Raw genomic sequence first — 24,248 nt, 5'->3', positions numbered from 1 at the left:
TCTGAACCGTTACGCGCAGGTAGTTAACAAACTGCCGGAATGCCCACCCGTACACCGTGGAAGGCTCCTCCGGTAACGCATTCCCGCACTCGCCCCCGCACCCCATTCGAGTGAACGCGGACAGGAGCGGCCATGCCCGCAGCCGGTCAGCCGTCAATGGAGCAGCTAAAAAGGACAGATTCCCGCAAACGCGGCAAACCATACCTATCGCCTACAGGTGAGCCCGTGAACCCGAACCCGTCAATCGGCCGTATCCCCGTTCTGGACGTACGCCCCGCCGTCGAGTGCGGCAAAAGGCCCGCGAAGGCGGTGACCGGGGAGAGCTTCCAGGTCACCGCCACCGTCTTCCGCGAGGGCCACGACGCCGTGGCCGCCAATGTCGTGCTCCGCGACCCCCGTGGCCGCAGCGGCCCCTGGACCCCCATGCGTGAACTCGCCCCCGGCACCGACCGCTGGGGCGCCCAGGTCACCGCCGACACCGAGGGGCCCTGGACGTACACCGTCGAGGCCTGGAGCGATCCGGTCGCGACCTGGCGCCGCAGCGCCGCCATCAAGATCCCGGCCGGCCAGGACACCGAGCTCGTCCTCGCCGAGGGCGCCGCGCTGTACGAACGGGCCGCGGCCGGGGTCCCCAAGGCCAAGGGGCGCGAGGCCGTCCTGACCGCGGTGGACGCGCTGCGCGACGAGACCCGCACCCCGGCCGCCCGGCTCGCCGCCGCCCTCGCCCCGGCGGCCGACGCGGCCCTGGCGGCACACCCGCTGCGCGAGCTCGTCACGTCCTCGCCCCCGCTGCCCCTGCTGGTCGAGCGAGAACGCGCGCTGTTCGGGTCCTGGTACGAGCTGTTCCCGCGCTCGGAGGGCGCCGTCGTCTCCGGCGGGGGGCCGCCGGTCTCCGGCACCTTCCGCACCGCCGCCGAGCGGCTGCCCGCGGTCGCCGCGATGGGCTTCGACGTGGTCTATCTGCCCCCCGTCCACCCCATCGGCACGACCCACCGCAAGGGCGCCAACAACAGTCTGTCCGCCGGGAGTTGGGACGTCGGCGTCCCGTGGGCGATCGGCTCCCCGGCCGGCGGCCACGACGCGGTCCACCCCGACCTCGGCACCCTCGACGACTTCGACGCGTTCGTGGCGGCCGCCCGCGACCTGCGCCTGGAGGTCGCGCTCGACTTCGCCCTGCAGTGCTCCCCCGACCACCCCTGGGTCGACAAGCACCCCGAGTGGTTCCACCACCGGGCCGACGGGACGATCGCGTACGCCGAGAACCCGCCCAAGAAGTACCAGGACATCTACCCGGTCGCCTTCGACCAGGACATGCCCGGTCTCATCGCGGAGACGGTGCGGATCCTGCGGTTCTGGATGGCGCACGGCGTACGGATCTTCCGCGTCGACAACCCGCACACCAAGCCGGTGGTCTTCTGGGAGAAGGTCATCGCGCAGATCAACGGCACCGACCCGGACGTGATCTTCCTGGCCGAGGCGTTCACCCGGCCCGCGATGATGCACACCCTCGGCAAGATCGGCTTCCAGCAGTCGTACACCTACTTCACCTGGCGCAACACCCGCCAGGAGCTCACCGAGTACGTCACCGAGCTGGCGGGCGAGCCCGCCTCCTACATGCGGCCCAACTTCTTCGTGAACACCCCGGACATCCTGTCCGGCTACCTCCAGCAGGGCGGCCGTCCCGCCTTCGAGGTGCGGGCCGTGCTCGCCGCCACCCTCTCGCCCTCCTGGGGCGTCTACGCCGGCTACGAGCTGTGCGAGAACACCCCGGTCCGGGAGGGCAGCGAGGAGTACCTGAACTCCGAGAAGTACCAGCTGCGGCCCCGCGACTGGGAGTCGGCCGAGCGGGCGGGCCGCTCCATCGCCCCGCTGATCACCACGCTCAACCGGATCAGGCGGCGCCACCCGGCGCTGCGGCAGCTGCGTTCGGTCCACTTCCACGACACCGGCAACGACGCCGTGATCGCGTACAGCAAACGCGCCGGACCGAACACCGTCGTGGTGGTCGCCAACCTCGACCCCCACCACACCCAGGAGGCCATGGTCTCGTTGGACATGCCGGCACTCGGCCTCGCCTGGCACGAGTCCGTCCCGGTGCGCGACGAGCTCACCGGCGAGACCTACCACTGGGGCAGGGCCAACTACGTGCGTCTGGAGCCGGGCCGAGCGCCCGCGCACATCCTGGTCCTGCGACCGTCCCCGCCGATCGGAGGGTCACCCACACCATGATCGTCAACGAGCCCGTCCACGACACCTTCGAGGACACCCCCGCCAAGGACCGCGATCCCGAGTGGTTCAAGCGAGCCGTGTTCTACGAAGTGCTCGTGCGGTCCTTCCAGGACAGCAACGGCGACGGCGTAGGGGATCTCAAGGGCATCACCGCCAAGCTGGACTACCTCCAGTGGCTGGGCGTCGACTGCCTCTGGCTGCCGCCGTTCTTCAAGTCGCCTCTGCGGGACGGCGGTTACGACGTCTCGGACTACACCGCCGTGCTGCCGGAGTTCGGCGACCTCGCCGACTTCGTGGAGTTCGTGGACGCCGCCCACCAGCGCGGCATGCGCGTGATCATCGACTTCGTGATGAACCACACCAGCGACCAGCACCCGTGGTTCCAGGAGTCACGCAAGGACCCCGAGGGCCCGTACGGCGACTACTACGTCTGGGCCGACGACGACAAGCAGTTCCAGGACGCCCGGATCATCTTCGTGGACACCGAGACGTCCAACTGGACCTTCGACCCGGTCCGCAAGCAGTACTACTGGCACCGCTTCTTCTCGCACCAGCCCGACCTCAACTACCACAACCCCGCCGTGCAGGAGGAGATCGTCTCCGCGCTGCGCTTCTGGCTCGACCTCGGCATCGACGGCTTCCGCCTGGACGCCGTGCCGTACCTGTACCAGGAGGAGGGGACCAACTGCGAGAACCTTCCGGCCACGCACGAGTTCCTCAAGCGGGTGCGGGCCGAGATCGACGCGAGCTACCCGGACACGGTGCTGCTGGCCGAGGCCAACCAGTGGCCCGAGGACGTCGTGGACTACTTCGGCGACTTCGCCCGGGGCGGCGACGAGTGCCACATGGCCTTCCACTTCCCGGTGATGCCGCGCATCTTCATGGCCGTACGGCGCGAATCGCGCTACCCGGTCTCGGAAATCCTCGCCAAGACCCCGGCGATCCCGAAGAACGCCCAGTGGGGCATCTTCCTGCGCAACCACGACGAGCTCACCCTCGAAATGGTCACGGACGAAGAGCGCGACTACATGTACGCCGAGTACGCCAAGGATCCCCGGATGCGGGCCAACATCGGCATCCGGCGGCGGCTCGCCACGCTGCTCGACAACGACCGCAACCAGATCGAGCTGTTCACCGCGCTGCTGCTCTCGCTGCCCGGTTCGCCGATCCTGTACTACGGCGACGAGATCGGGATGGGCGACAACATCTGGCTCGGCGATCGCGACGCGGTGCGCACCCCGATGCAGTGGACCCCCGACCGCAACGCGGGCTTCTCCTCCTGCGACCCGGGGCGGCTCTACCTCCCCACGATCATGGACCCGGTCTACGGCTACCAGGTGACGAACGTCGAGGCGGCCATGGCCTCGCCCTCCTCGCTGCTGCACTGGACCCGCCGGATGATCGAGATCCGCAAGCAGAACCCCGCCTTCGGACTCGGCTCCTACACCGAGCTGACCTCCTCGAACCCGGCCGTCCTCGCGTTCCTGCGCGAGGCGGGCGACGACCTGGTGCTGTGCGTGCACAACTTCTCGCGCTTCCCCCAGCCCACCGAGCTGGACCTCCAGGCGTTCAACGGCCGCCACCCGGTCGAGCTGATCGGCGGGGTGCGCTTCCCGGCGATCGGCGAATGGCCGTATCTGCTGACCCTGGCCGGGCACGGCTTCTACTGGTTCCGGCTGCGGAAGGACCCCGCCGTCGTCTGACCCCGGGTCCCGGGCGGGGCGGTTTCCACCGCTCCGCCCGGGGCACTCTCCACCCCGTACCCCGCGCGCCGCCGGACAGCTTCTGTTGCAATCCGGGACACTCTGCGCAACTCGATTGTGTGCCCGGGGAAAGGATGCGCCGCCATGCCGAAGGCCGCACCGCCCCGTACCACCCGCCTCGAACCTGCCCGGCTGCTGACCTCGCTCGCCCCGCTGCTGCACGAATGGCTGCCCCGGCAGCGCTGGTTCGCGGGCAAGGGCCGGCCCGTCACCGGCTTCGCCGTGCTCACCGCGACCGAACTGCTGCCCGGCGTCCTGCATCTGCTCGTACGCACCGAGCAGTCCGCCCTCCCCTCGCCCGGCGAAGCCGCCGGACCGCCGTCCGCCGACTGCTACCAGCTCCTGATCGGGGTGCGCGACCAGCTCCCGCCCCGCCTCGCCCCCGCGCTGATCGGCCGGGCGACCTCAGGCCCGCTGGCCGGGCGCACGGTGTACGACGCCCTCCAGGACCCCCAGTCCGCGGGCCTGCTCCTGGAACGGCTGCGCTCCCCCGGCGCGGTGGGCCCGCTTCGCTTCGAGCGCGACCCGGACGTCGACGTTCCGCCGGGGCTCGCACCGCGCCTGCTGGGGGTGGAGCAGTCCAACTCCTCCCTGGTGTACGGAGATACGTTCATCCTGAAGGTGTTCCGCCGGGTGCAGCCGGGCGTCAATCCGGACCTGGAACTGCCGTGGGCGCTGTCCCGCCAGGGCTGCCCCCGAGTGCCCGCCCCGGCCGCCTGGTTCCGCACCTCGGAGCCCCAGGAGGCGACGCTCGGGGTGCTCCAGCCGTTCCTGCGCGGCGCCGACGACGGCTGGACGCTGGCGCTGGCCTCGCTCGCCGGGGGGCGCGCGTTCACGCGAGAGGCGTACGACCTCGGGCGGGCCACCGCCGAAGTGCACCTGTCCCTCGCCGAGGCGTTCTCCCGGGTCACCCTCGGCCGGCCGCAGACCGCGCTGCTCGCCACCGCGATGACCGAGCGGCTGGCCGCCACCGCCCGCGCGGTGCCGGCGCTCACGCCGTACGTGCCGGGGCTGCGGGCCGCGTACGAGGCGGTCGCCACCCTTGACTCGGCGGGCGCCGCCCAGCGCGTCCACGGCGATCTGCATCTGGGCCAGGCCCTGCGGCCCGCCGAGGGGCCCTGGTCGGTGATCGACTTCGAGGGCGAGCCGGCCCGCCCGCTCGCCGAACGCCGCCGGCCGCAGCCCCCGGTCCGCGATGTGGCGGGCATGCTGCGCTCCTTCGACTACGCGTCCCGCTCGGCGGGCCCGGCCGACCCGCGGTGGGCCGAGGAGTGCCGGGCCGCGTACTGCGCGGGCTACGCGGCGCGCTCGGGCTCGGACCCGCGCGAGTCGCCCGAGCTGCTGCGCGCGTACGAGACCGACAAGGCGGTGTACGAGGTGCTCTACGAGGCCCGGCACCGCCCCGACTGGCTGCCCGTGCCGATGGCGGCGATCCGCCGTCTGGCCGGGTCATGAACGCCCTTGCCCGATGAGCCACTTGAGGAGGCCGACCCCGTGACCCCCCGCCCCGCCCGCAACCCGTCCGAACCAACCGTCCCCCGCGCCGTGCGGCCGGCGCCCGCGGCGAAGAAGTCCGCCGCGGCCCCGCCCGCGCCGCGCCGGTCCGCGAGCCGCGGCGTACGGCCCGCCCCCGCCCTCTCGGACACCGACCGGGGCCGCCTGCTCGCGGGCGGGCACCACGATCCGCACGCCCTGCTCGGCGCGCACCCGGCGCGGGGCGGGGTGGCGTTCCGGGCGCTGAGGCCGTACGCGCAGGCCGTGACCGTGCTCGCCAAGGGGCTGCGGGCGGAGCTGCACGACGACGGCGACGGGCTGTTCTCCGGACTGCTCCCGCTGCGCGCGATCCCCGATTACACGCTGCTCGTCAGCTACGAGGACAGCGAGATCGAGGTGCAGGACCCGTACCGCTTCCTGCCCTCGCTCGGCGATCTCGATCTGCATCTGATCGGCGAGGGCCGGCACGAGGAGCTGTGGACGGCGCTCGGCGCCCGCCCGATGGTCCACCAGGACGTCACCGGAACCCGCTTCACGGTGTGGGCGCCCAACGCCCAAGGGGTGCGGGTGACGGGCGACTTCAGCTACTGGGACGGCGCGGCGTACCCCATGCGCTCGCTCGGCTCCACGGGGGTGTGGGAGCTGTTCCTGCCCGGGGTCGGCGACGGCGCGCTGTACAAGTTCGACATCACGCGCCCCGACGGCAGCCACACCCTGCGGTCCGACCCGATGGCGCGGCACGCCGAGGTGCCGCCCGCGAACGCCTCGGTCGTCACCGAGTCGCACCACGTGTGGCACGACGAGGAGTGGATGGCGCGGCGGGGCGCCCGCCCGGTGCACGAGTCGCCGTTCTCGGTGTACGAGGTGCACCTGGCATCCTGGCGCCCCCGTCTGACGTACCGCCAGCTGGCCGATCAACTCCCCGCGTACGTAAGGGACTTGGGCTTCACCCATGTCGAGTTCCTGCCGGTCGCCGAGCATCCCTTCGGCGGCTCCTGGGGCTACCAGGTCACCGGCTTCTACGCCCCGACGTCCCGGATGGGCACGCCCGACGACTTCCGCTTCCTGATCGACGCGCTGCACCGGGCGGGGATCGGCGTGATCGTGGACTGGGTGCCGGCGCACTTCCCGAAGGACGACTGGGCGCTCGCGGAGTTCGACGGGCGCAAGCTCTACGAGCACGAGGATCCCGCCCGGGCCGAGCACCCGGACTGGGGCACCCTCGAATTCGACTACGGCCGCAAGGAGGTCCGCAACTTCCTGGTGGCGAACGCCGCTTACTGGTGCGAGGAGTTCCACGTCGACGGGCTCCGGGTCGACGCGGTGGCCTCCATGCTGTACCTGGACTACTCGCGCGAGGACGGCGAGTGGAGCCCGAACGAGCACGGCGGCCGGGAGAACCTGGACGCCGTCGCCTTCCTCCAGGAGATGAACGCGACGGTGTACCGCCGCTGCCCCGGGGTCGTGACCATCGCGGAGGAGTCCACCGCCTGGGACGGCGTGACCCGGGCCACCCACCATGTGGGGGCGGGCGGCTTCGGCGGTCTCGGCTTCGGCCTGAAGTGGAACATGGGCTGGATGCACGACTCCCTCGGCTACGTCCAGCACGAGCCGGTGCACCGCAAGTACCACCACAGCGAGATGACGTTCTCGATGGTGTACGCCTACAGCGAGAACTACGTGCTGCCGATCTCCCACGACGAGGTCGTCCACGGCAAGCGGGCACTGGTGTCGAAGATGCCCGGCGACTGGTGGCAGCAGCGCGCCACCCACCGCGCCTATCTGGGCTTCATGTGGGCCCATCCCGGCAAGCAACTCCTGTTCATGGGGCAGGAGTTCGCGCAGGGCGCGGAGTGGTCGGAGGGGCACGGGCCGGACTGGTGGCTGCTCGACCCGTCGTACGGCGCCGAGCCGGACCACCGGGGCGTACGCGATCTGGTGCGCGACCTGAACCGCGTCTACGCGGCCCAGCCCGCCCTCTGGGAGCGCGACACCGACCCCTCGGGCTTCGCCTGGGTGGACGGCGACGCGGCCGAGGACAACGTGTTCGCGTTCCTGCGCCACGACGCGGCGGGCTCGCCGCTCCTGTCGGTGTCCAACTTCTCGCCGGTGGTCCGGGCGGAGTACCGCCTCGGCGTGCCGGAGGAGGTGCCCGCCTGGCAGGAACTGCTCAACACGGACGCGGCGCGGTACGGCGGCGGCGACGTGGGCAACCCCTCCCCCCTGAAGCCGGACCCCGCCCCGTCCCACGGCCGCCCGGTCTCCATCCGCCTGACGCTGCCGCCGCTGGCAACGGTGTGGCTGCGCCCGGCGTAGGGATTGTCCGACCCTGACCCGCCCGGGAAGGATCCTTCATCGTGCGTCGCGTATCCCGAGAATGTATGCCGCGGTATACGCGACGGCACGGTCTTCGTCATGGGACAGCGCCGCGAGGGCGCGTGACGCCGTGCTTCCCGGGATGTCCGCGAGCGCCTGGGTCAGCCGTCGGCGCGCGGACGATTCGACGGTTCCGTGGGCGAGGCGGTCGACGAGCCGGGCAGCGATCTGGTCCGCCGACGCGGGATCACTCGCCAGGGCGCTCAGCGCATCGGCTGCGTCGACGTCGTTCGCCTCCGCCACGACCATGTCGATGAGCGTCGGGACCGCGTCGGCTCCGCCGCGTGCCCCGAGCGCCAGAGCCGCATACCTGCGGACCACGATGTCGGGGTTGGCGAGGGCGTCCCGCAGCAGTGGGGTGGCCGCACCGTCCGGAAATTCGGCGATGGACTGGACGGCACGTTTGCGCACCTCGGCCGCCGGCGAGCCGAGGCCCGCCGCCAGCAGCGCCAGTCCGCCCTCGCCCGATTGCGCCAGGGCCCATCGAAGGGCTCCGGCCACGTTGGGGTCCGTCTCGCTCAGCGCGGCCTCGGCCAGTGCTTCCACCGGCACCGGAACCTCTCCGACCGAGGACAGCGCCGCGCGCTGGCGCTTCCCGGCGCTCTGTGACTTCAAAGCCTGGAGGAGTGCGACGGTCTGGAGGATGTCCTCCCAGTCGGCGGGTTCCGCGGCACCGATCCGGCGGAGTCGGGTGAGCAGCTCCGTCTCACTCGCGATGCGTTCCCGCGTCTGGCGGATGAGGTCGGCCACGAGTTCTGCGGGCGCGAAGCCCTGATCATCGAGCGCGCGCCCGACGTCACTCAGCGACAGCCCCAAGGACCGCAGGCTCTCGATGTGGAAGATCCGCCGCATGTCCTCGCTGGAGTACTCCCGATAGCCGGCGCCGGTACGGCCCGTTGGCTGCACAAGGCCGAGCGAGTCGTAGTGCCTGAGCATGCGGGCGCTGACTCCGGACCGTCGTGCCACATCACCGATCAACACGGCCCATCACTCCTCCTGACCGGCCCCGCCGAGGGCCACGACGCGCTTCGCCTCCTCGATCGCGAACTCGAATCCGGCATCCGGGTCGCGCGACAGCCGTTCCGTGGCGATCGCGTGCGCCCGCACGCGGGGGTCGGGATCGGTCATCGCGGCGCGCAGGGTCGGCGTGATCACCTTACCGAGCGCGATCAGCGACCGGCTGAGGCTCAGCTGCGTCTCCCGTTCGCCGCGCCCGAGCTGCGTCGACAACACCCCGGCCAGCTCGGCCTGTTCACCTTCGGGTACGAGCACGACCGCGGCCCGCCACGCGCTCCGCGCCACCTCGTCGTCGGCGTCGGACAGCAGCGCCCGTGTGATCGCCGGCCACGCCTGCCGATCCCCGATCTTGGACAGCGTGTGCAACGCCTGGCTTCGTGCCTGCGCACGCTCCGAACGGACTTCATGGAGAAGCTCCGGGAGCGTGATGGATGCTGGGTGGCGGGTGAGGGCCCACGTCAGCATTTCGCGTACCTGGAAATCGGGTTCGATCGCGCATCGTTCGATGAGCTTGTCGATGAACCGCGGGTCAGGGCTCGTGCCGACCGCCATCGCAGCCCGCAGCCGCACCGACGAGCGGCCGTCCTCCAGCCCCTGGATAGCTCGAACCGCATCCGTGTCCTGTTTCGTCAGGGTCATCGGGACCACCTCCTCGGCACAGCGAAGACCTTGTCACTGTGTCAAGGTCAAGCGGGGCCGCGGCATTAGCTCTGCGGGACGTCCTTGACGAAGACGATCCCGTCGCTGTCCGCCAGGTGGGCCGGGTCGAGCGGGGCGTAGCCGAACCAGGGGGATACGCGGGGTGCGGGCCGTGTGTCGCCGAGGGCGGTGTCCAGCCGGCGGGCGTCGATGACGCAGCGGTCCTCGGGGAGCGCGTACAGGAGCCCTTCGAGGGTGTCCGGCGGCGGCGTGTCCACTCCCCGGTGCCGGATCGTGCCGAGGGCCGTGGCCACGAAGGCGTACTCCTTGCCAAGCTGGGCGCTCACCAGCGCACCGGCGCTCCACCACTCCACCGGCCCCTGCCACATCTGCATCGTGCTCTTCTCCCGCTGGAGATGGGAGTTGTGGGCGTGGACGAGTGCCGGGCCCCGCGCGGCGACGGCGAGGAGGTTGTGGGCCATCATCAGATCCCGCAGCGCGCACAGCCGGGTCATGCGGGCCGGTGAGGTGTCGGCCATCCAGTGGTGGTAGCGCAGCAGGCCGGTCGCGGTGCGCCCGTACAGGCGCGCCCGGTCCCAGTCGTCCCGCGAGGTCGCGGCGAGCAGGTGCGGCGTCTGCGCGTCGAGCAGCGCCACCAAATCGTCGGCGAGCAGCCGAAGTTGGCCGGCCTCGGCCGACTGCCCCACGGACTGGGCCGGGTCCGTCATCGCGGCGGGATCGGTCCACCGGTCGTCGGTGCCGAGCAGCCGGTCGAGCGTTTCCGCGGTGCAGGGGAGCAGATCCGCGTCCACCCGGGCCGCGAGGTAGCCGTGGAGTGCGGTGAGCGACTGCCGGGGGCTCGCGGCGTGGGTGATCTCCAGCGGGCCGTCGAAACCGGCGAATTGGAGCCGCTCGGACGCGGGCCGGCCGTCGTTGTCGGCGCGGACGTTGTAGGCACGCATCCAGCGCACGAGTTCGCGGTTGGCCGCGAAGGCGCCCCAACCGTGGCTGATTCCACGCTCCATGACCTCGTCGAGGGTGCCGGTGCCGGAGGTGACGTAGTCATCCACGGCCAGGCCCATCATGCAGTCGCTCTCGATCGCGATCGTCCGGTAGCCCTCCTCCTCCACGAGCTGCCGGAAGATCTCGTTGCGCAGGTCGAGCAGGGCGTCCTCGCCGTGGGTGGGCTCGCCCAGGGCGAGCAGCCGGGGCCGGGCCGGGAGCAGCCCCATGAGGGCGGCGGCCTCGACGGCATGGGCGGTGTCCTTGATGTCGGTAGCCATGCCTTCAACGGTATCGTTGAACATTCGGTTGAAACTTGCCCGCGATTCCCCGCGATATCGTCAGCCCCATGGGACGAAAGCTTCAAACCAGGGAGCGGCTCAGGCCGGTTGATCTGGCGCGTGGGCACGGTCTGTCCACGCAGGCGATCAGGAACTACGAGGAGGCCGGAATCCTTCCGGCCGCCGGTCGCACACCTCACGGCTACCGCACCTATACCTCGCTGCACGCGGGGGCCCTGCGCGCGTTTCTCGCCCTGGTGCCCGGCCACGGCCACCGGACGGCGACGTCGATCATGCGGGCGGTGAACGAGGACGCGGCCGAGGAGGCGTTCCGCCTCATCGACGGGAGCCACGCCCAACTCCTGGACGACCGCCGGACCCTCCACGCCGTGGAGACCGCCCTCCGCGACCTGGAGCCCACCACGGCGGCCGAGCGCGGTGCGGGATCCGATCCGGCCGCCGTGTCGGAGCCCGGTGCGGGATCCGAGCCCACCCCTGCGCCGGAGCCCAGTGTGGGATCCCGTCCGGCCGCGGTGTCCGGGGCCGGCGGCACGTTCATCGGGCCGCTGGCGGACAAGCTCGGAATCCGGCCCGCGACGCTGCGCACATGGGAGCGCGCCGGGCTGGTGCGCCCGCGCCGTGACCCGCGGACCGGGTACCGCGTCTACGACGAGGCCGACGTACGCGACGCCCGGCTGGCCCACCAACTCAGGCGGGGCGGCTACCTGCTGGAGCAGATCGCCCCGCTGATCGCCCAGGTGCGGGCGGCCGGCGGTCTTGAGCCGCTGGAGGCCGCACTGTCCGACTGGCACGCCCGGCTGTCCGCCCGCGGGCGGGCGATGCTGACCGGGGCCGCCGAGTTGGAGGCGTACCTCCGCGAGCGCGGCTGAGGATTTGGTTGCCAGCCGAGGAGAACGCGCGGCTCGCGGGCCGAACCTCGGCGAAATCCCCAGGGGGCCGGCTACCGCCTCGTGAAGCGGAGGGTTCGGAGTTCGAAGGGGCGCAGTGCCACCGGCACACCGCCCTGCACCAACTCCCCTTCCCCGAGCGGGCGTTCCAGCAGGTCGGTCACGGTGACGCCCCGCGCGGCGAAGCCCGGTGTCACGGTTGCCCGGGCCCGCCCGCCCCTCGCCTCGTGGAAGCGGACCACCACATCCCCGCTCCCGTCGTCCGCCAGCTTCACCGCCGTGACGACGACCGCGTCGTTGTCGACCGCGACCAAGGGGGCGACCGGCCCGGAGCCGGGCACCGTCCGCTCGGGCAGGTTCACCCGGTACCCCTCCCGCACCGCGTCGCCGATCGTCGCGCCCGGCACCAGTGCGTGGCGGAAGCGGTGCAGGCCCTGGTCGGTCTCGGGGTCGGGGAAGCGCGGGGCGCGCAGGAGGGAGACCCGCAGGGTCGTCGTCGTACCCGAGTCGGAGGGACGTACCGTGCGTGTGACGTCGTGCCCGTACGTCGAGTCGGTGACCAGCGCCACCCCCCAGCCCGGCTCCCCCAGGTGCACGAACCGGTGGTTGCACGCCTCGAACTTGGCCGCCTCCCAGCTCGTGTTGGTGTGCGTGGCCCGGTGGAAGTGCCCGAACTGGGTCTCGGAGGCGTACCGCTCGGCATGCACATCCAGCGGGAAGGCCAGCTTCAGGAACTTCTCCGTCTCGTGCCAGTCGACCTCGGTGTCGATGTCCAGTCGGGCGGAGCCGGGGGCCAGAGAAAGGAGCTGGGTGACCCTCGATGCCCCGAAGGACCGGACGATCCGCACCGACGCGCCCTCCCCCGCCGCCACCTCGTCCGCCGCCACCAGGTCCGTCACCGTGTTGCGGTAGAACGCGTCCACGTCCCACGCGTCCCACATGTTCGGGAAGTCGGGGTGGATCTGGAGCAGGTTCGCGGGGCGGTCCGGCGCGATCGCCTCCCGGTCCGCCTCGATGTCGTACGCCGAGACGACAAGGCCCCGTTCATCGATCACCACCCGCAGCCGTCCGTTGTCGAGGACGAAGCCCCCGTCCGGGGCGGCGGACCGCTCGGCGGGCGCCGCCGCCGCCGGAACCGCGGCCGCTCCCGCCGCCACTCCGTGCCGCGCGTGCGGTGCCGAGTTGAAGACCAGGTTCTCGCCGCCTTCGCCCGCCAGCGCGCGCTGGGCGGATTCGATGAGGCTAGTCAGCTCGGCGGCGACGGCCGCGTACGTCTGCTCGGCCTCGCGGTGCACCCAGGCGATGGACGACCCCGGCAGGATGTCGTGGAACTGGTGGAGGAGGACCGTCTTCCAGATCCGGTCCAACTCGGCGTAGGGATAGGCGAATTGGGCGTCCCGTACCGCCGCCGTCGCCGACCACAGTTCCGCCTCCCGCAGCAGGTGTTCGCTGCGGCGGTTGCCCTGCTTCGTCTTGGCCTGGCTGGTGAGCGTGGCCCGGTGCAGTTCCAGGTAGAGCTCGCCGACCCACACCGGCGGGTTCGGGTACTCCGCCTGCGCCTTCTCGAAGAACTCCGCGGGTGTCTCCCAGACGACCCGCGCGCTGCCCTCCAGGTTCCGCAGCCGGGCCGCCTTGGCGATCATCTCGCGGGTGGTGCCGCCGCCCCCGTCGCCCCAGCCGGTCGGCGCGAGCGAGTGCCGGGCGACGCCCTTGTCCTTGAAGTTCCTGGCCGCGTGGGCGATCTCGCTGCCCTTCATGGCGCAGTTGTACGTGTCGACGGGCGGGAAGTGGGTGAAGATCCGGGTGCCGTCGATGCCCTCCCACTGGAAGGTGTGGTGCGGGAACTTGTTGGTCTGGGACCACGAGATCTTCTGGGTCAGGAGCCACTTGGAGCCCGCCGCTTTGATGATCTGCGGCAGTCCGGCGGCGAACCCGAAGGTGTCGGGCAGCCACGCCTCGTCGTTCTCGACGCCGAAATTGTCGAGGAAAAAGCGCTTTCCATGTACGAACTGGCGGGCCATCGCCTCCGAGCCCGGCATGTTGGTGTCCGCCTCGACCCACATGCCGCCGGCCGGTACGAAGCGGCCGGCGGCGACCGCCTTGACGACCTTCGCCCACACCTCCGGCCGGTGCTCCTTGATCCACGCCCACTGCTGGGCCTGCGACATGGAGAAGACGAACTCGGGCTCGTCGTCCAGGAGCGCCGTCATGTTGGAGGTGGTGCGTGCCACCTTGCGCACCGTCTCGCGCAGCGGCCACAGCCAGGCCGAGTCGATGTGGGCGTGGCCGACCGCGCTGATGCGGTGGGCGGACGGTTCGGCGGGCGAGGCCAGGACGTCGGCGAGGAGTGAACGGGCGTCGGCCGCCGTGCCGTTGATGTCCTGGAGGTCGAGTGCGTCCAGCGCCCGGTCCACGGCGCGCAGGATGTCCCAGCGCCGGCCCGATTCGACGGGCAGCTCCAGCATCAGCTCGCCGAGCACCTCCAGGTCGATGACCAGCCGCCACACCGTCTCGTCAAAGACGGCGAGGTCCATCCGGGTCAGCTTGTACTGCGGGTCACTCCCGGCGGTCTCCCGGTCGCCCAGCTGGGTGGGCAGGAAGGGGTGGTAGTCCAGGATCACCGGGTTGGAGGCGGCCTCGATGTGCAGCCGCACCTCTTCGCCGCCGTCGACCGGGGCTCCGATGCGTACCCACTGGTTGCGCGGGTTGAGGCCCTTCACCGGGGTGCCGTCGGGCCGGTACACCAGGCCCTCGCACTGGAAGCCCGGCATGTTCTCATCAAAGCCGAGGTCGAGGATCGCCTCGACGGACCGGCCCGCCCACTCCTCGGGCACCCGCCCGGTCACCCGGAACCAGCTGGTGCCCCAGGGCGCGCCCCACAGGTCGCCGACCGCGATCGGGTGCGGCTCGGCGGCGAGTCCCTCCTCCACCGGTACCGGCTCTCCCGGCGCGTCCCAGACGGCGACCTCCAGCGGCACCGACTCGGGGTAGACGGCGGGGCGGACGCGCTCGTCCAGAACGCGCTTGAGGCGGGCCTCGACCAGGCCGCGGTCGTCATGCATGAGGGGTGTCCTTTTCGGTCTCGATGAGGAGGCTTACCAGGGGTGGACGGCCGGGGCCGCGCCGGACGCGGTGTACAGCTCGCCTATGGCGCGTACCTCGAAGTGTGCTCGCTTCTCGCCCTGTTCGGGTACCAGGCCGGGCACGAAGTACGCCTTCTGGCAGGTGCCGCCGAGGAAGCGCCGGGTGCCGTCGGGCAGAATCCGGTGCAGCTCGTAGTGGCGTACGGGACCGGGGGCGCCCCGCCAGCCGAAGCGCAGGCCGTCCGCGCCCGCGACGACCTTCAACTCGGCTGGTGCTGCCGGGACTTGACGGTCGTCCCGCACGGCGAGCGCGCCCAGCCGGTACTTCAGTGGGCCGCTCGCGGTGAGGCGTACGCCCAACGCCTTCGCCGTCCCGGTCAGGCCCTTGAGGCTCAGGGTCGTCGTCGCCCAGCCGGCGCCCGCGCGCAGGGTCCCGGCAGGGAGGTGGGTGTACGGGTACGGGTCACCCGCCTTCGCGGGCTCGCCCGTCGCCACGGCCAGTTCGACGGTGACGTCCGCCTCTGCGCGGTGGGTGAGCTCGACCGTCGTACGGCCGGTGAGCGCAAGGCGCGTCGCGTAGAGGTCGAGGGTGACGGGCGCGCCCGGCGTTCCGTCGACCAGGATGCTGCTGCCGCCGCGCCAGGCGTCCGCGAAGTCGAAGGTGACGGCGGGGTGCCGGCCGGTCGTGCGGGTGACCCAGCGGCGGGAGGGGAGCCGGTCCTGGAGGCCGAGGTGGTTCCAGGCGGTAGTGGAGGTCACCTTGCCGCCGTCGTACCAGCGCGGTCCGTGCCCGGTGTTGAACGTCGTCGCGAAGGGCAGCGCGCTCACCGTCGAGCGGTCGGCGACGGCGACGGCCGGGGCACGCCACGAGGCGCCGGTGTCGGGCCGCGAAGGGTCGAGGGAGGGGCCGGTCCAGAAGCGGTCGTCGGCCGCGTGGAAGTCGCCGGGGGTGCGGTTCGCGGGGAGGTGGCCCAGGGTCCACTCGGGCCGGTAGAAGCCGTACGAGACGATGTGCGGCCGGCCGCTCGGGGCGATGGCGTCCCAGTCCACGGATGTGTCCCAGCCGTTGGACTCCACGTCCACGCCCGCCCGCAACTCATAGCTGCTGCGGCCCAGTTGCCCGGCCCTCTGCCCGGAGGAGGCCAGCGTGTTCGCCGTCCAGCGGAAGTCGAGGAACATGTCGTCGGCGGCCTGGAAGAAGGTCTGGTTCTGGCTGTTCAGCGCGCCCTGCCAGCTCACCGAGCCGTTCGCGGTCATCGAGTCGTACCAGGTGACGCGCTGCCCCCTGGCCGCCCCGAGCGACTTCAACTCCTTCAGGAAGCCGAGCATGTCCGTGGCGAGCGCGGTGTTCCCGCCGTCGGTCTCGGCGTTGATGAACCATCCGTCGAAGCCGTACGCGGCGGCGACCGCGACGAGCTGGGCGGCCAGCGGGTAGTGCCCCGAGGCGTCCTTCTGGACGAGGTCGCGGGTCCACTGGAGCTGTCCGCCGTACGCGGCGGGCGGCAGGAAGACGTTGCCGAGCACGGGCACGCCGTGGCGGTGGGCGGCGTCCACGACGGGCGCGTTGGGCGCGAGGATCAGGCCCTCGCCCGAGGAGCCGCCCCAGAAGACCAGTTCGTCGAGGTACGCCCAGTGCGTGAGGGCGTAGTAGTCGGCGGTGGGCGCGCCCTGCGCGGGGTTGGCGGCGGTGGGGCCGAAGGAGACGAGGGACTGGATGCGGGCCTGGCCACTCCGGGCGTTCGGGTTCGCCGGGGTGGGCGTGAAGCGAGCGGCGAGCGGCACGGACGCCGCGTTGAACGCCAGATCGGCGTCGCCCGCCGCGCGCCAGGACTTGAGGCTGCGCCAGGTGATACCGGCCCCCGGGCTGCCCGGGGGCAGCGAGTCCGGATACCAGTAGGAGGCGTACGGCTGGAGGGCGGCGGCACCCCCCTCGGCTGTGGCGGGGTCGGCGCCATCCCCCTTTGCCAGAGCGGGAGTTGATGGCAGCACGGCGGCCGCGGCGCCGGCTCCGGCGGCGAGCAGGACGGTGCGTCTGGTGGGGTTCACGGGGTGCCTCCTGGCGGGAGCGTTACCGGACCTGATCGGGGGTGACGACTTCGGTGATGCCGCGTGCGGTGAGGTGGTCGTGGTCCTGTGCGCGCGAGTCGAGGACGGTGGTGGGGCGGGCGCCGTCGGCGGTGAGCCGGAAGAACGCCTCGTAGACGGGGCCGCCGGGGGCGCACTCGGAGCGGTTCGACGGCTCCTCGGGCACGGCGAGCGCCGTGGTGCGGGGTGCGGGGGCGTAGCTGCGTACGCCGTCACGGAACGCGGCGGCGGCCCGCGCGAGCACCTGAGCCGTGTCCTTCGGGCGGCGGTCGTTGGTCAACAGGCCGAGCCCGTATTCGAGTTCGGGGAAGTCGGCGAGTTCGCGCGAGACGTCGTGGGAGCACCACCAGGTGATGCCCCACAGGTCCGGGCAGTCCAGGGCGTTCTCGACGGTCGCCTCGGTGAAGTGGGCGGCGTGCACGGGCGGCACCAGCGGGGCGGGCGCGCCGACCTCCTGGAGCCAGACCGGGCGGTGCGGATCATCGGCCCAGGCCTTGGACAGCTCGATCAGATAGGCCGCGTGGTGCTCGGTCGCGACGGAGAGGCGCCCGTGGAGTTGCGCGGTGCCGTTGAACACCCAGGAGTGGACGGCGGTCAGCGCACCGCGCCGGGCGGCCTGGGCCGGGGTGAACGGCATGTCGTCCTGGTACCAGCACGCGTCGTACTCGGCGTGCAGGTGCAGCTTTCCGGGCGCCCCCTCCTCGCAGGCCGCCAGCATCCGCTCCAGCCAGGCGTCGATCTCGGCCGGGGTGGCCCGGTCGGGGTCGGGGTGCGGCCCGGCCGAGAACTGGTTGACCTCGTTGCCCAGGGTCATGCCGATGAAGTTGGGCCGGTCGGCGAGGGCGGCGGCCAGGGTGCGCAGATAGGCGGCCTGCCCGTCGGCGATCTCGGGGTCGGTGAAGAGGTTGCGGCGGTGCCAGGTCCGGGTCCAGGCGGGCAGGAAGTCGAAGCTGGACAGATGGCCCTGGAGACCGTCGACACTGACGTCCAGGCCGCGTTCGGCGGCGGCGTCCGCGAGGTCCACGAGGTGCTCGACCGCGTGGGGCCGGATCAGGGTGCGGTTGGGCTGGAAGTAGGGCCAGAGCGGGAAGACGCGTACGTGGTCGAGGCCGAGGGCCGCGATCGAGTCGAGGTCGGCCCGCACCGCGTCCGGATCGTAGTCGAGCCAGTGGTGGAACCAGCCTTGGCTGGGCGTGTAGTTGACGCCGAAGCGGGGGGCCGCCATGAGGGTAGTGACTCCAGAGGTGTGGTACGGGGAGCGGAGGCGCGGGTCAGCCCTTGACGGCGCCCTCGCCGACGCCCTTGAAGAAGAACCGCTGCAGGCAGGCGAACATCACGATCAGCGGTGCGACGGCGATGACGGTGCCCGCCGCGACGATCCGCTGGTTGTTGGAGAACGTGCCGTGCAGGAAGTTCAGGCCGACGGTGAGCGTGAAGTGGTCGGAGTCGGACAGCACGATCAGGGGCCACAGGAAGTCGTCCCAGGCGCCCATGAAGGCGAAGATCGCGACGACCGCGAGGGTGCCCTTGACGGCGGGCAGCGCGATGCGGGTGAACCGCTGCCAGACGTTGGCGCCGTCCACGATGGCCGCCTCTTCGATCTCGTAGGGAAGGTTGTCGAAGGCGTTCCGCATCAGCAGCACGTTCATCGCGCCGATGCAGCCGGGCAGCACGACGGCGACCAGGGTGTTGTTGAGTTCGAGGGTGCGCATGGTCGCGAACTGGGCCAGCATGGTCGCTTCCATCGGCACCAGGAGGGCCAGCACGAAGACGATTCCGGCGGCGCCCCGGCCCTTGAACCGGAGCCGGGAGAGCGCGTATCCGGCCATCGCGGCGCCGGCCACGTTGGTCAGGACGTTGCTGACGGCGACCTTCAGGGAGTTCAGGACGAAGTCCCAGACCGGGATGATGTCCGCGACGCCCTGGTAGTTGGCGAAGGTCGGATGCTCGGGCAGCAGTCTGGGCGGCGAGGTGTAGATGTCCTCGGTGGTGCCCTTGAGCGAGGTGGACAGCTGCCACAGGAACGGCCCGATCATGATCAGCAGCACGATCATGAGGGCCGCGTACCGCAGCGCCTTGCGCCAGCGGGGCACGCGTCCCCGGCGCGGCCGGGCGGGGGTATGGGCGACGGCGGCCATCAGTCCCTCTCCTTCCGGTCGGCCCGCAGCACGAGCAGCATCAGGACCAGGGTCAGCAGGAACAGCACGATCGACATGGCCGAGGCGTAGCCGGTGCGGCCCTGGAGTCCGGTGCCGACCCGCTGGATGAGCATGACGAGGGTGGTGTCGGCGCCGCCGGGTCCGCCGGTCTGCCCGGCGATCATGAAGACCTCGGTGAAGACCTTGAAGGCGGAGACCGAGGAGAGGGCGGCGACCAGGACCATGGTGGAGCGCACGGACGGCATGGTGATGGAGACGAAGCGGCGGACGGGGCCCGCACCGTCGACCTCGGCGGCCTCGTGCAGCTCCCGGGGTACGTTCGCGAGCGCCGCCAAGTAAATGATCATGTAGTAGCCGAGGCCCTTCCACACGGTCAGCGCCATCGAACTGAGCAGCAGCAGCCACTGGTCGGACAGGAACGGCACCGGGTCGACGCCGACCAGGTGCAGGACGCCGTTGACGAAGCCCCGGTCGTCCAGCATCCACACCCACATCAGGGCGACGACCACCACGGACGCCACGACCGGTGTGTAGTACGCGGACCGGAAGAAGGCGATGCCGGGGATGTGCCGCTGCACCAGGAGCGCGAGCAGCAGCGGCAGGAAGACCAGGCAGGGCACGACCAGGACCACGTACAGCGCGCTGTTGCGCAGCGCCACCCAGAACTGCTCGTCGTCCAGGAGCGCGGTGAAGTTGTCGAAGCCGACGAAGTTGCCGGTGGTGAGGGTACGGGCGTCGGTGAACGACTTCCACACCGTGGCGAAGAACGGGTAGAGGTTGAACGCCAGGGTGACCAGGAGGGCGGGTGCCAGGAACAGCCAGGGGCTGAACGGCTGGTGGATGCGGGCGGCGGCGCGGCCCGCGCGCCCGCCGGTGGCGGCGGCGCGCGGGCGGCCCGTGGCTCGCTGGACGGTGACGTGCCGGGTCGATGTGCTCATCGAGGGGCCCGCCGGGTCACTTCTGCTCAAGCAGCTTGGTCAGCTGGCCCGCCGCGCTGTCCAGGGCTTCCTTCGGGGACTCCTTGCCCTGGAGGCACTTGGCGATCTCGTTGCGCAGGATCGTCTTCATCTCGTCGCTGAACAGGACCGGCGTGTAGTTGACGGCGGTCGGCAGCATCTTGGCCGAGGCGACCCGGATCCTGCCGTCCTCGCTACCGTCGGCCCTGGTCCAGTACTCCTTGTCGAGCGAGCCCTTGGTGCTGGGGAAGACGGTGACCTTGTGGCCGAAGTCCTCCTGGTTCTTCTGGTCGGTGACGAAGTGCGCGAAGGCGAGCGCGGTCGCGGCGTTCTTGCTCTGCGAGTTGACCGAGAGCCCCTGCAAGTACATGTTCTGCTTGCCGGTGTTGGTCGGTACGTCGGTGATGCCGAGGCTGCTGTAGAGCGTGGGGGCGTTCTTCTTGAAGGTGTCCAGGTCGTGGGCGCTGCCCGGGTTCATGGCGACCTCCTGCTGGAGGAACTTCTGCCCGGCCGTCTCGGCGGTCAGCGTCAGCGCCTGCTTGTGCAGGCCGCCTTCCTTGAACATCTCCTGATACTTCGTCAGAAACTCGACGCCCTTGGCGTCGTTGAACGTGAACTTCCTTCCGTCCTTGCTCATGATGTCGACGCCGTACCGCCCGAAGTCCTCGACGGTCGGCGGCTGCGCGAGGGTCGCCTTGCCCTTCTTCGCCAACTGGGCGGCGTCCGCGAAGAGTTCGTCGAACGTCTTGGGCGCCTTCTCCGGATCGAGGCCCGCATCCTTGAACATGGCCTTGTTGTAGAAGAGCGGTCCGGTGTTGAGGTACCAGGGCAGGGCGTACGAGCCGTCCAGGCCCGGCATGTCGAAGCCGTGCCAGGCGCCGTCCAGGTACTCGGGCTTGAACGTGGCGGCGACCTTGTCCTTGTCCAGGTTGAGCAGGGTGCCCGCCTTGGCGAGCGGATAGGCGAGGTCCGGGGAGAGGTTCACGACATCGGGGAGGGTGCCGGCGGAGGCGTCGGCGCTCAGCTTGTCGGCGTAGTTGTCGGCGGGCTGGTCCACCCACTTCACCTTGGTGCCGGGATTCGCCTGCTCGAAGTCCTTGATGACGCCGTCGAAGTAGTCCTTGAAGTTGGCGCGGAGGTTCCAGGTCTGGAACTTGATCTCGCCCGTCACCTTCCCGTCGGTGGCGGAACCCGCGCCGCTGCCGCCGCCACCGCAGGCGGTGAGCACGGTGAGCGAGAGGGCCGCGCCGAGACCGACGGCCGTCCGGATCGCGACACTGCGATGAATGGACATGAGTGGCTGACTCCTTCGCCTCGTCCCGATGACGTTGCCGCACACCATGCAGCGCGAATTAATTGGCCGTCAATAGCGAATAAGTGAGCCCTTTGACTAAACTCCCAGGCCAGCGCAGCTAAATAGGACTAAAGTCCTGAAAAATAGCGGACAACTAAGGCGCTTTAGTTCCGATCAGCTAAACCGCGTTACCATCGCCGCATGAGCGAGATCGAAAACGATGCGTCGCCGCCCCGCCGCCCGACCATGAAGGACGTGGCCAGAGAGGCCGGCGTCTCCACGAGCGCCGTCTCCTTCGCCCTCAACAACCGGCCCGGAGTCTCCGATTCGACCCGCCGCCGGGTGATACGGGTCGCCGACCGGCTCGGCTGGCGGCCCAGCTCCGCCGCCCGTGCGCTCTCCGGCGAGAACGCGGGCGCGGTCGGCATGGTGCTCGCCCGCCCGGCGGACAGCCTGGGGGTGGAGTCGTTCTTCCTCCAGCTCGTCTCCGGCATCCAGGCGAGCCTCGCGCCGCGCGACCACGCGCTGGTCTTCCAGATGGTCGAGGACGTCGAGGCGGAGTGCGAGCTGTACCGGCGCTGGTGGGCGGAGGGCCGGGTCGACGGGGTGATCGTGGTCGACCCGAGGGTCAGCGACCCCCGCCCCGAGACCCTCGCGGTACTCGGCCTGCCCGCCGTGATCATCGGCGGCATGGAGGCGCCGGGAAACCCGGACGCGCCCCAACTCCCGCGCCAGGCACGGCTGTCCAACATCTGGGCCGACGACTCCGGCGCGATGGATCTGATCGTCCGTCATCTGTACGCGCTCGGCCACCGCCGCATCGCCCACATCGCGGGCACGCCGGGCTTCGCCCACACGGCCCGCCGGATCGCCTCACTGCGATCGGCGGCCCGCAGACTTGGCCTGGAGCACGCGGTGTCCGTGACAACGGACTTCACGGACCGTCAGGGCGCCAAGGCGGCACGGAGACTGTTCTCGGGGGCGACTCCACCCACGGCTCTCATCTGCGACAACGAGGTGATGGCGGTGGCGGCGGTGAGCGTGGCCGCCGAGCGTGGACTGCTGATCCCCCGGGACGTCTCGGTGGTGTCCTGGGAGGACTCGGTGATCTGCCACACCCTGCACCCCCAACTCACCGCGCTGGTGCGGAAGGCAGACGAGTTCGGCCACCGCGCCGCACAGCAGCTGCTCGACCTCCTGGACGGCGGCGAACCCCGCCAGGTCCAGGACCCGCTGCCGCGCCTCCAGCCCCGCGAGAGCACGGCGCCACCACCGGCGTAGTCGGGCTCTCAGCTCTTCACGCGCGTACGGGATCGGTACCCGGCGATCTTCGCGAGGTTGCCGCAGCGTTCCATGGAGCACCAACGCCGCCTGCGCGCCTGGGAGTCGTCGAGGAAGAGCAGCGAGCACTCCGGGCTCTCGCACTCCTTGACCCGGGCGATGAGCGGGCCGCCGATCAGCAGCACCGCGTCCCGGGCCACCGTCGCGAGCGCGGCGGGGCCGGGGTGCGCGGCCTGCCAGCCGAGCCCGTCCGGGGTCAGCTGCGGGGCCAGATCGGTCCTGGCGGCCGCCTCGTTGACCCGTACGACATCGTCCGGATCCGGCCGCCGCCCCGCCATCGCGGCCATGAGCAGCCGGTACACCGCCTCGCGCAGCACCAGGGCGGCGGCGAGATCGCGCCCGGTGACCCGCACCGGCTCCCCCGCCGCGAGCCCGGCCTCGCCGATCCAGCGGGCCAAGTCCCCGGCGCCGGGCAGCCGTTCCAGGCGGACGGTGTGCCGCTTGCCGAGCGTGGCGGCGAAATCGAGGCAGGGGCGTCCCCCGATGAACGGGAACGCCATGAGCGGATCGGCGGCCTCGGCGCCGGACGCGGAACTCATGCCCGCACCCTACCCCCTTGACACCGTTTCATCAGGTGTCGCACTCTGACACCGCTTGAACCAGTGTCACCAACGGGCGGGAGCGGATCATGCGTGCGGTACGGATCGAGGAGTTCGGCGGACCGGAGGTCCTGGTGCCGGTGGAGGTGCCGGAGCCGGTCGCCGGTCCCGGCGAGGTGCTGGTGCGGGTCGGGGCGGCCGGGGTGAACCGCGCCGACGTGCTGCTCAGGTCCGGGGCCTACCATCGCGCCGGGCGCCCGCCGCTGGTGCCCGGCGGGGAGGGGGCCGGCACCGTGGCCGCGCTGGGCGAGGGCGTCACCGGCCTCGCGGTCGGGCAGCGGGTGATGGCGCTGGGGGCCGCGAACCCCGGGTTCTACGCGGAGTTGGCGGCGGTACCGGCGGGCCGGGTGGCCCCGCTGCCCGACGGCATCGACCTGGTCGCGGCCGCCGCGCTGCCCACCGCGTGGCTCACCGCCTGGTACTGCCTGCACCGGCTGGCCCGGGTCGCGCGGGGCGAGACGGTGGTGATCCAGGCGGCGGCGAGCGGGGTCGGCAGCGCGGCCGTGCAGATCGCCGCGGCCGCCGGGGCGCGGGTCGTCGCGGTGGCGGGCTCGGCGGCGAAGACCGCGTGGACCCGGGAGCTCGGGGCCCACGACACGGTGGACACCTCCGCGCACCCCGAGGAGGCGGCCGTGGCCGAGGTCCTCCGGCTGACCGGCGGCCGGGGCGCGGAGGTCGTCCTGGACGCGGTGGGCGGCCGGGTCTTCGCACACAGCCTGCGCGAGACGGCCCGGGCGGGCCGGGTCGTCGCGCTGGCCAACGTGGCCCTGGAACCGAGCACGGTGGACACCCGCGACTTCTACCCGAAGAACATCGCGATCCACGGCTTCCAGCTCACGAACCTCACGGACCACGGCTACGACCCCCGCCCCGACCTGCACGAGATCGCGACCCGGGTGGCGGCGGGCGAGTTCCACGTCCCGGTGGAGGCGACGTACCCGTTGGAGCGGGCGAGTCAGGCGCACGAACGCCTGGAGCGGCGCACGACCAGGGGCAAGCTGATCCTCACGACGAGCTGAGGC

General features: G+C 71.2%; 17 protein-coding genes. 7 read left to right on the top strand and 10 right to left on the bottom strand.

Annotated elements, in window-relative coordinates; genetic code table 11:
* Positions 1-132: 132 nt before the first annotated feature.
* From ACIBK6_RS25530 to glgB, 4 genes are all read left to right on the top strand, one after another.
* Complete coding sequence (locus ACIBK6_RS25530; protein WP_399053661.1) at positions 133-2,229, top strand: maltotransferase domain-containing protein; 2,097 nt, start codon at positions 133-135, stop codon at positions 2,227-2,229.
* Positions 2,226-3,932, top strand: coding sequence for a maltose alpha-D-glucosyltransferase (gene treS, locus ACIBK6_RS25525; RefSeq protein WP_399053660.1), 1,707 nt, complete (start codon positions 2,226-2,228; stop codon positions 3,930-3,932). Before ACIBK6_RS25530 ends, treS begins: the two co-directional genes overlap by 4 nt.
* A 144-nt stretch (positions 3,933-4,076) precedes the next feature.
* The gene (locus tag ACIBK6_RS25520; protein WP_399053659.1) at positions 4,077-5,447 is read left to right on the top strand and encodes a phosphotransferase; all 1,371 of its coding nucleotides are present in this window, start codon (positions 4,077-4,079) and stop codon (positions 5,445-5,447) included.
* 39 nt (positions 5,448-5,486) lie between these two features.
* Entirely contained in the window at positions 5,487-7,802 is a 2,316-nt protein-coding gene (gene glgB / locus ACIBK6_RS25515; RefSeq protein WP_399053658.1) for a 1,4-alpha-glucan branching enzyme, read from the top strand.
* Between the two features lie 36 nt (positions 7,803-7,838).
* Here the strand turns inward: glgB and ACIBK6_RS25510 are convergent, their stop codons facing one another.
* From ACIBK6_RS25510 to ACIBK6_RS25500, 3 genes are all read right to left on the bottom strand, one after another.
* The gene (locus tag ACIBK6_RS25510) at positions 7,839-8,843 is read right to left on the bottom strand and encodes a HEAT repeat domain-containing protein (protein WP_399053657.1); all 1,005 of its coding nucleotides are present in this window, start codon (positions 8,841-8,843) and stop codon (positions 7,839-7,841) included.
* Between the two features lie 6 nt (positions 8,844-8,849).
* The gene (locus ACIBK6_RS25505) at positions 8,850-9,518 is read right to left on the bottom strand and encodes a HEAT repeat domain-containing protein (protein ID WP_399053656.1); all 669 of its coding nucleotides are present in this window, start codon (positions 9,516-9,518) and stop codon (positions 8,850-8,852) included.
* A gap of 65 nt (positions 9,519-9,583) precedes the next feature.
* Entirely contained in the window at positions 9,584-10,801 is a 1,218-nt protein-coding gene (locus ACIBK6_RS25500; protein ID WP_399053655.1) for an erythromycin esterase family protein, read from the bottom strand.
* A 68-nt stretch (positions 10,802-10,869) separates the two neighbouring features.
* Between ACIBK6_RS25500 and ACIBK6_RS25495 the strand changes: the two genes are divergently transcribed.
* On the top strand, positions 10,870-11,691 hold the full coding sequence (locus tag ACIBK6_RS25495; protein WP_399053654.1) for a MerR family transcriptional regulator: 822 nt from the start codon (positions 10,870-10,872) through the stop codon (positions 11,689-11,691).
* A gap of 71 nt (positions 11,692-11,762) precedes the next feature.
* On the opposite strand, the gene ACIBK6_RS25490 is transcribed toward ACIBK6_RS25495, so the two are convergent.
* The 6 genes from ACIBK6_RS25490 to ACIBK6_RS25465 are packed head-to-tail and all read right to left on the bottom strand — an operon-like array spanning position 11,763 to position 21,286.
* Positions 11,763-14,771, bottom strand: a complete 3,009-nt coding sequence (locus ACIBK6_RS25490; protein WP_399053653.1) for an alpha-mannosidase — start codon at positions 14,769-14,771, stop codon at positions 11,763-11,765.
* Between the two features lie 33 nt (positions 14,772-14,804).
* Positions 14,805-16,838, bottom strand: a complete 2,034-nt coding sequence (locus tag ACIBK6_RS25485) for an endo-beta-N-acetylglucosaminidase (protein ID WP_399053652.1) — start codon at positions 16,836-16,838, stop codon at positions 14,805-14,807.
* 22 nt (positions 16,839-16,860) lie between these two features.
* Entirely contained in the window at positions 16,861-18,102 is a 1,242-nt protein-coding gene (locus ACIBK6_RS25480) for a glycosyl hydrolase (RefSeq protein ID WP_399053651.1), read from the bottom strand.
* A gap of 46 nt (positions 18,103-18,148) precedes the next feature.
* Complete coding sequence (locus tag ACIBK6_RS25475; RefSeq protein WP_399053650.1) at positions 18,149-19,015, bottom strand: carbohydrate ABC transporter permease; 867 nt, start codon at positions 19,013-19,015, stop codon at positions 18,149-18,151.
* The gene (locus ACIBK6_RS25470) at positions 19,015-19,974 is read right to left on the bottom strand and encodes a carbohydrate ABC transporter permease (RefSeq protein WP_399053649.1); all 960 of its coding nucleotides are present in this window, start codon (positions 19,972-19,974) and stop codon (positions 19,015-19,017) included. Before ACIBK6_RS25470 ends, ACIBK6_RS25475 begins: the two co-directional genes overlap by 1 nt.
* A 16-nt stretch (positions 19,975-19,990) precedes the next feature.
* A complete protein-coding gene (locus ACIBK6_RS25465) occupies positions 19,991-21,286 on the bottom strand; it encodes an ABC transporter substrate-binding protein (protein ID WP_399053648.1) in 1,296 nt (431 codons plus the stop codon).
* A 201-nt stretch (positions 21,287-21,487) separates the two neighbouring features.
* Here ACIBK6_RS25465 and ACIBK6_RS25460 point away from each other — a divergent pair, with 201 nt between their 5' ends.
* On the top strand, positions 21,488-22,567 hold the full coding sequence (locus ACIBK6_RS25460; RefSeq protein WP_399053647.1) for a LacI family DNA-binding transcriptional regulator: 1,080 nt from the start codon (positions 21,488-21,490) through the stop codon (positions 22,565-22,567).
* A gap of 8 nt (positions 22,568-22,575) precedes the next feature.
* On the opposite strand, the gene ACIBK6_RS25455 is transcribed toward ACIBK6_RS25460, so the two are convergent.
* Entirely contained in the window at positions 22,576-23,166 is a 591-nt protein-coding gene (locus tag ACIBK6_RS25455) for a CGNR zinc finger domain-containing protein (protein ID WP_399053646.1), read from the bottom strand.
* An 89-nt stretch (positions 23,167-23,255) separates the two neighbouring features.
* Here ACIBK6_RS25455 and ACIBK6_RS25450 point away from each other — a divergent pair, with 89 nt between their 5' ends.
* Positions 23,256-24,245, top strand: a complete 990-nt coding sequence (locus ACIBK6_RS25450; RefSeq protein WP_399053645.1) for a zinc-binding alcohol dehydrogenase family protein — start codon at positions 23,256-23,258, stop codon at positions 24,243-24,245.
* Positions 24,246-24,248 lie beyond the last annotated feature (3 nt).

Origin of the sequence: Streptomyces sp. NPDC050485 (assembly GCF_044458185.1) — a bacterium.
Classification (GTDB): domain Bacteria; phylum Actinomycetota; class Actinomycetes; order Streptomycetales; family Streptomycetaceae; genus Streptomyces.
This window is presented reverse-complemented; position numbering and strand designations above follow the sequence as displayed.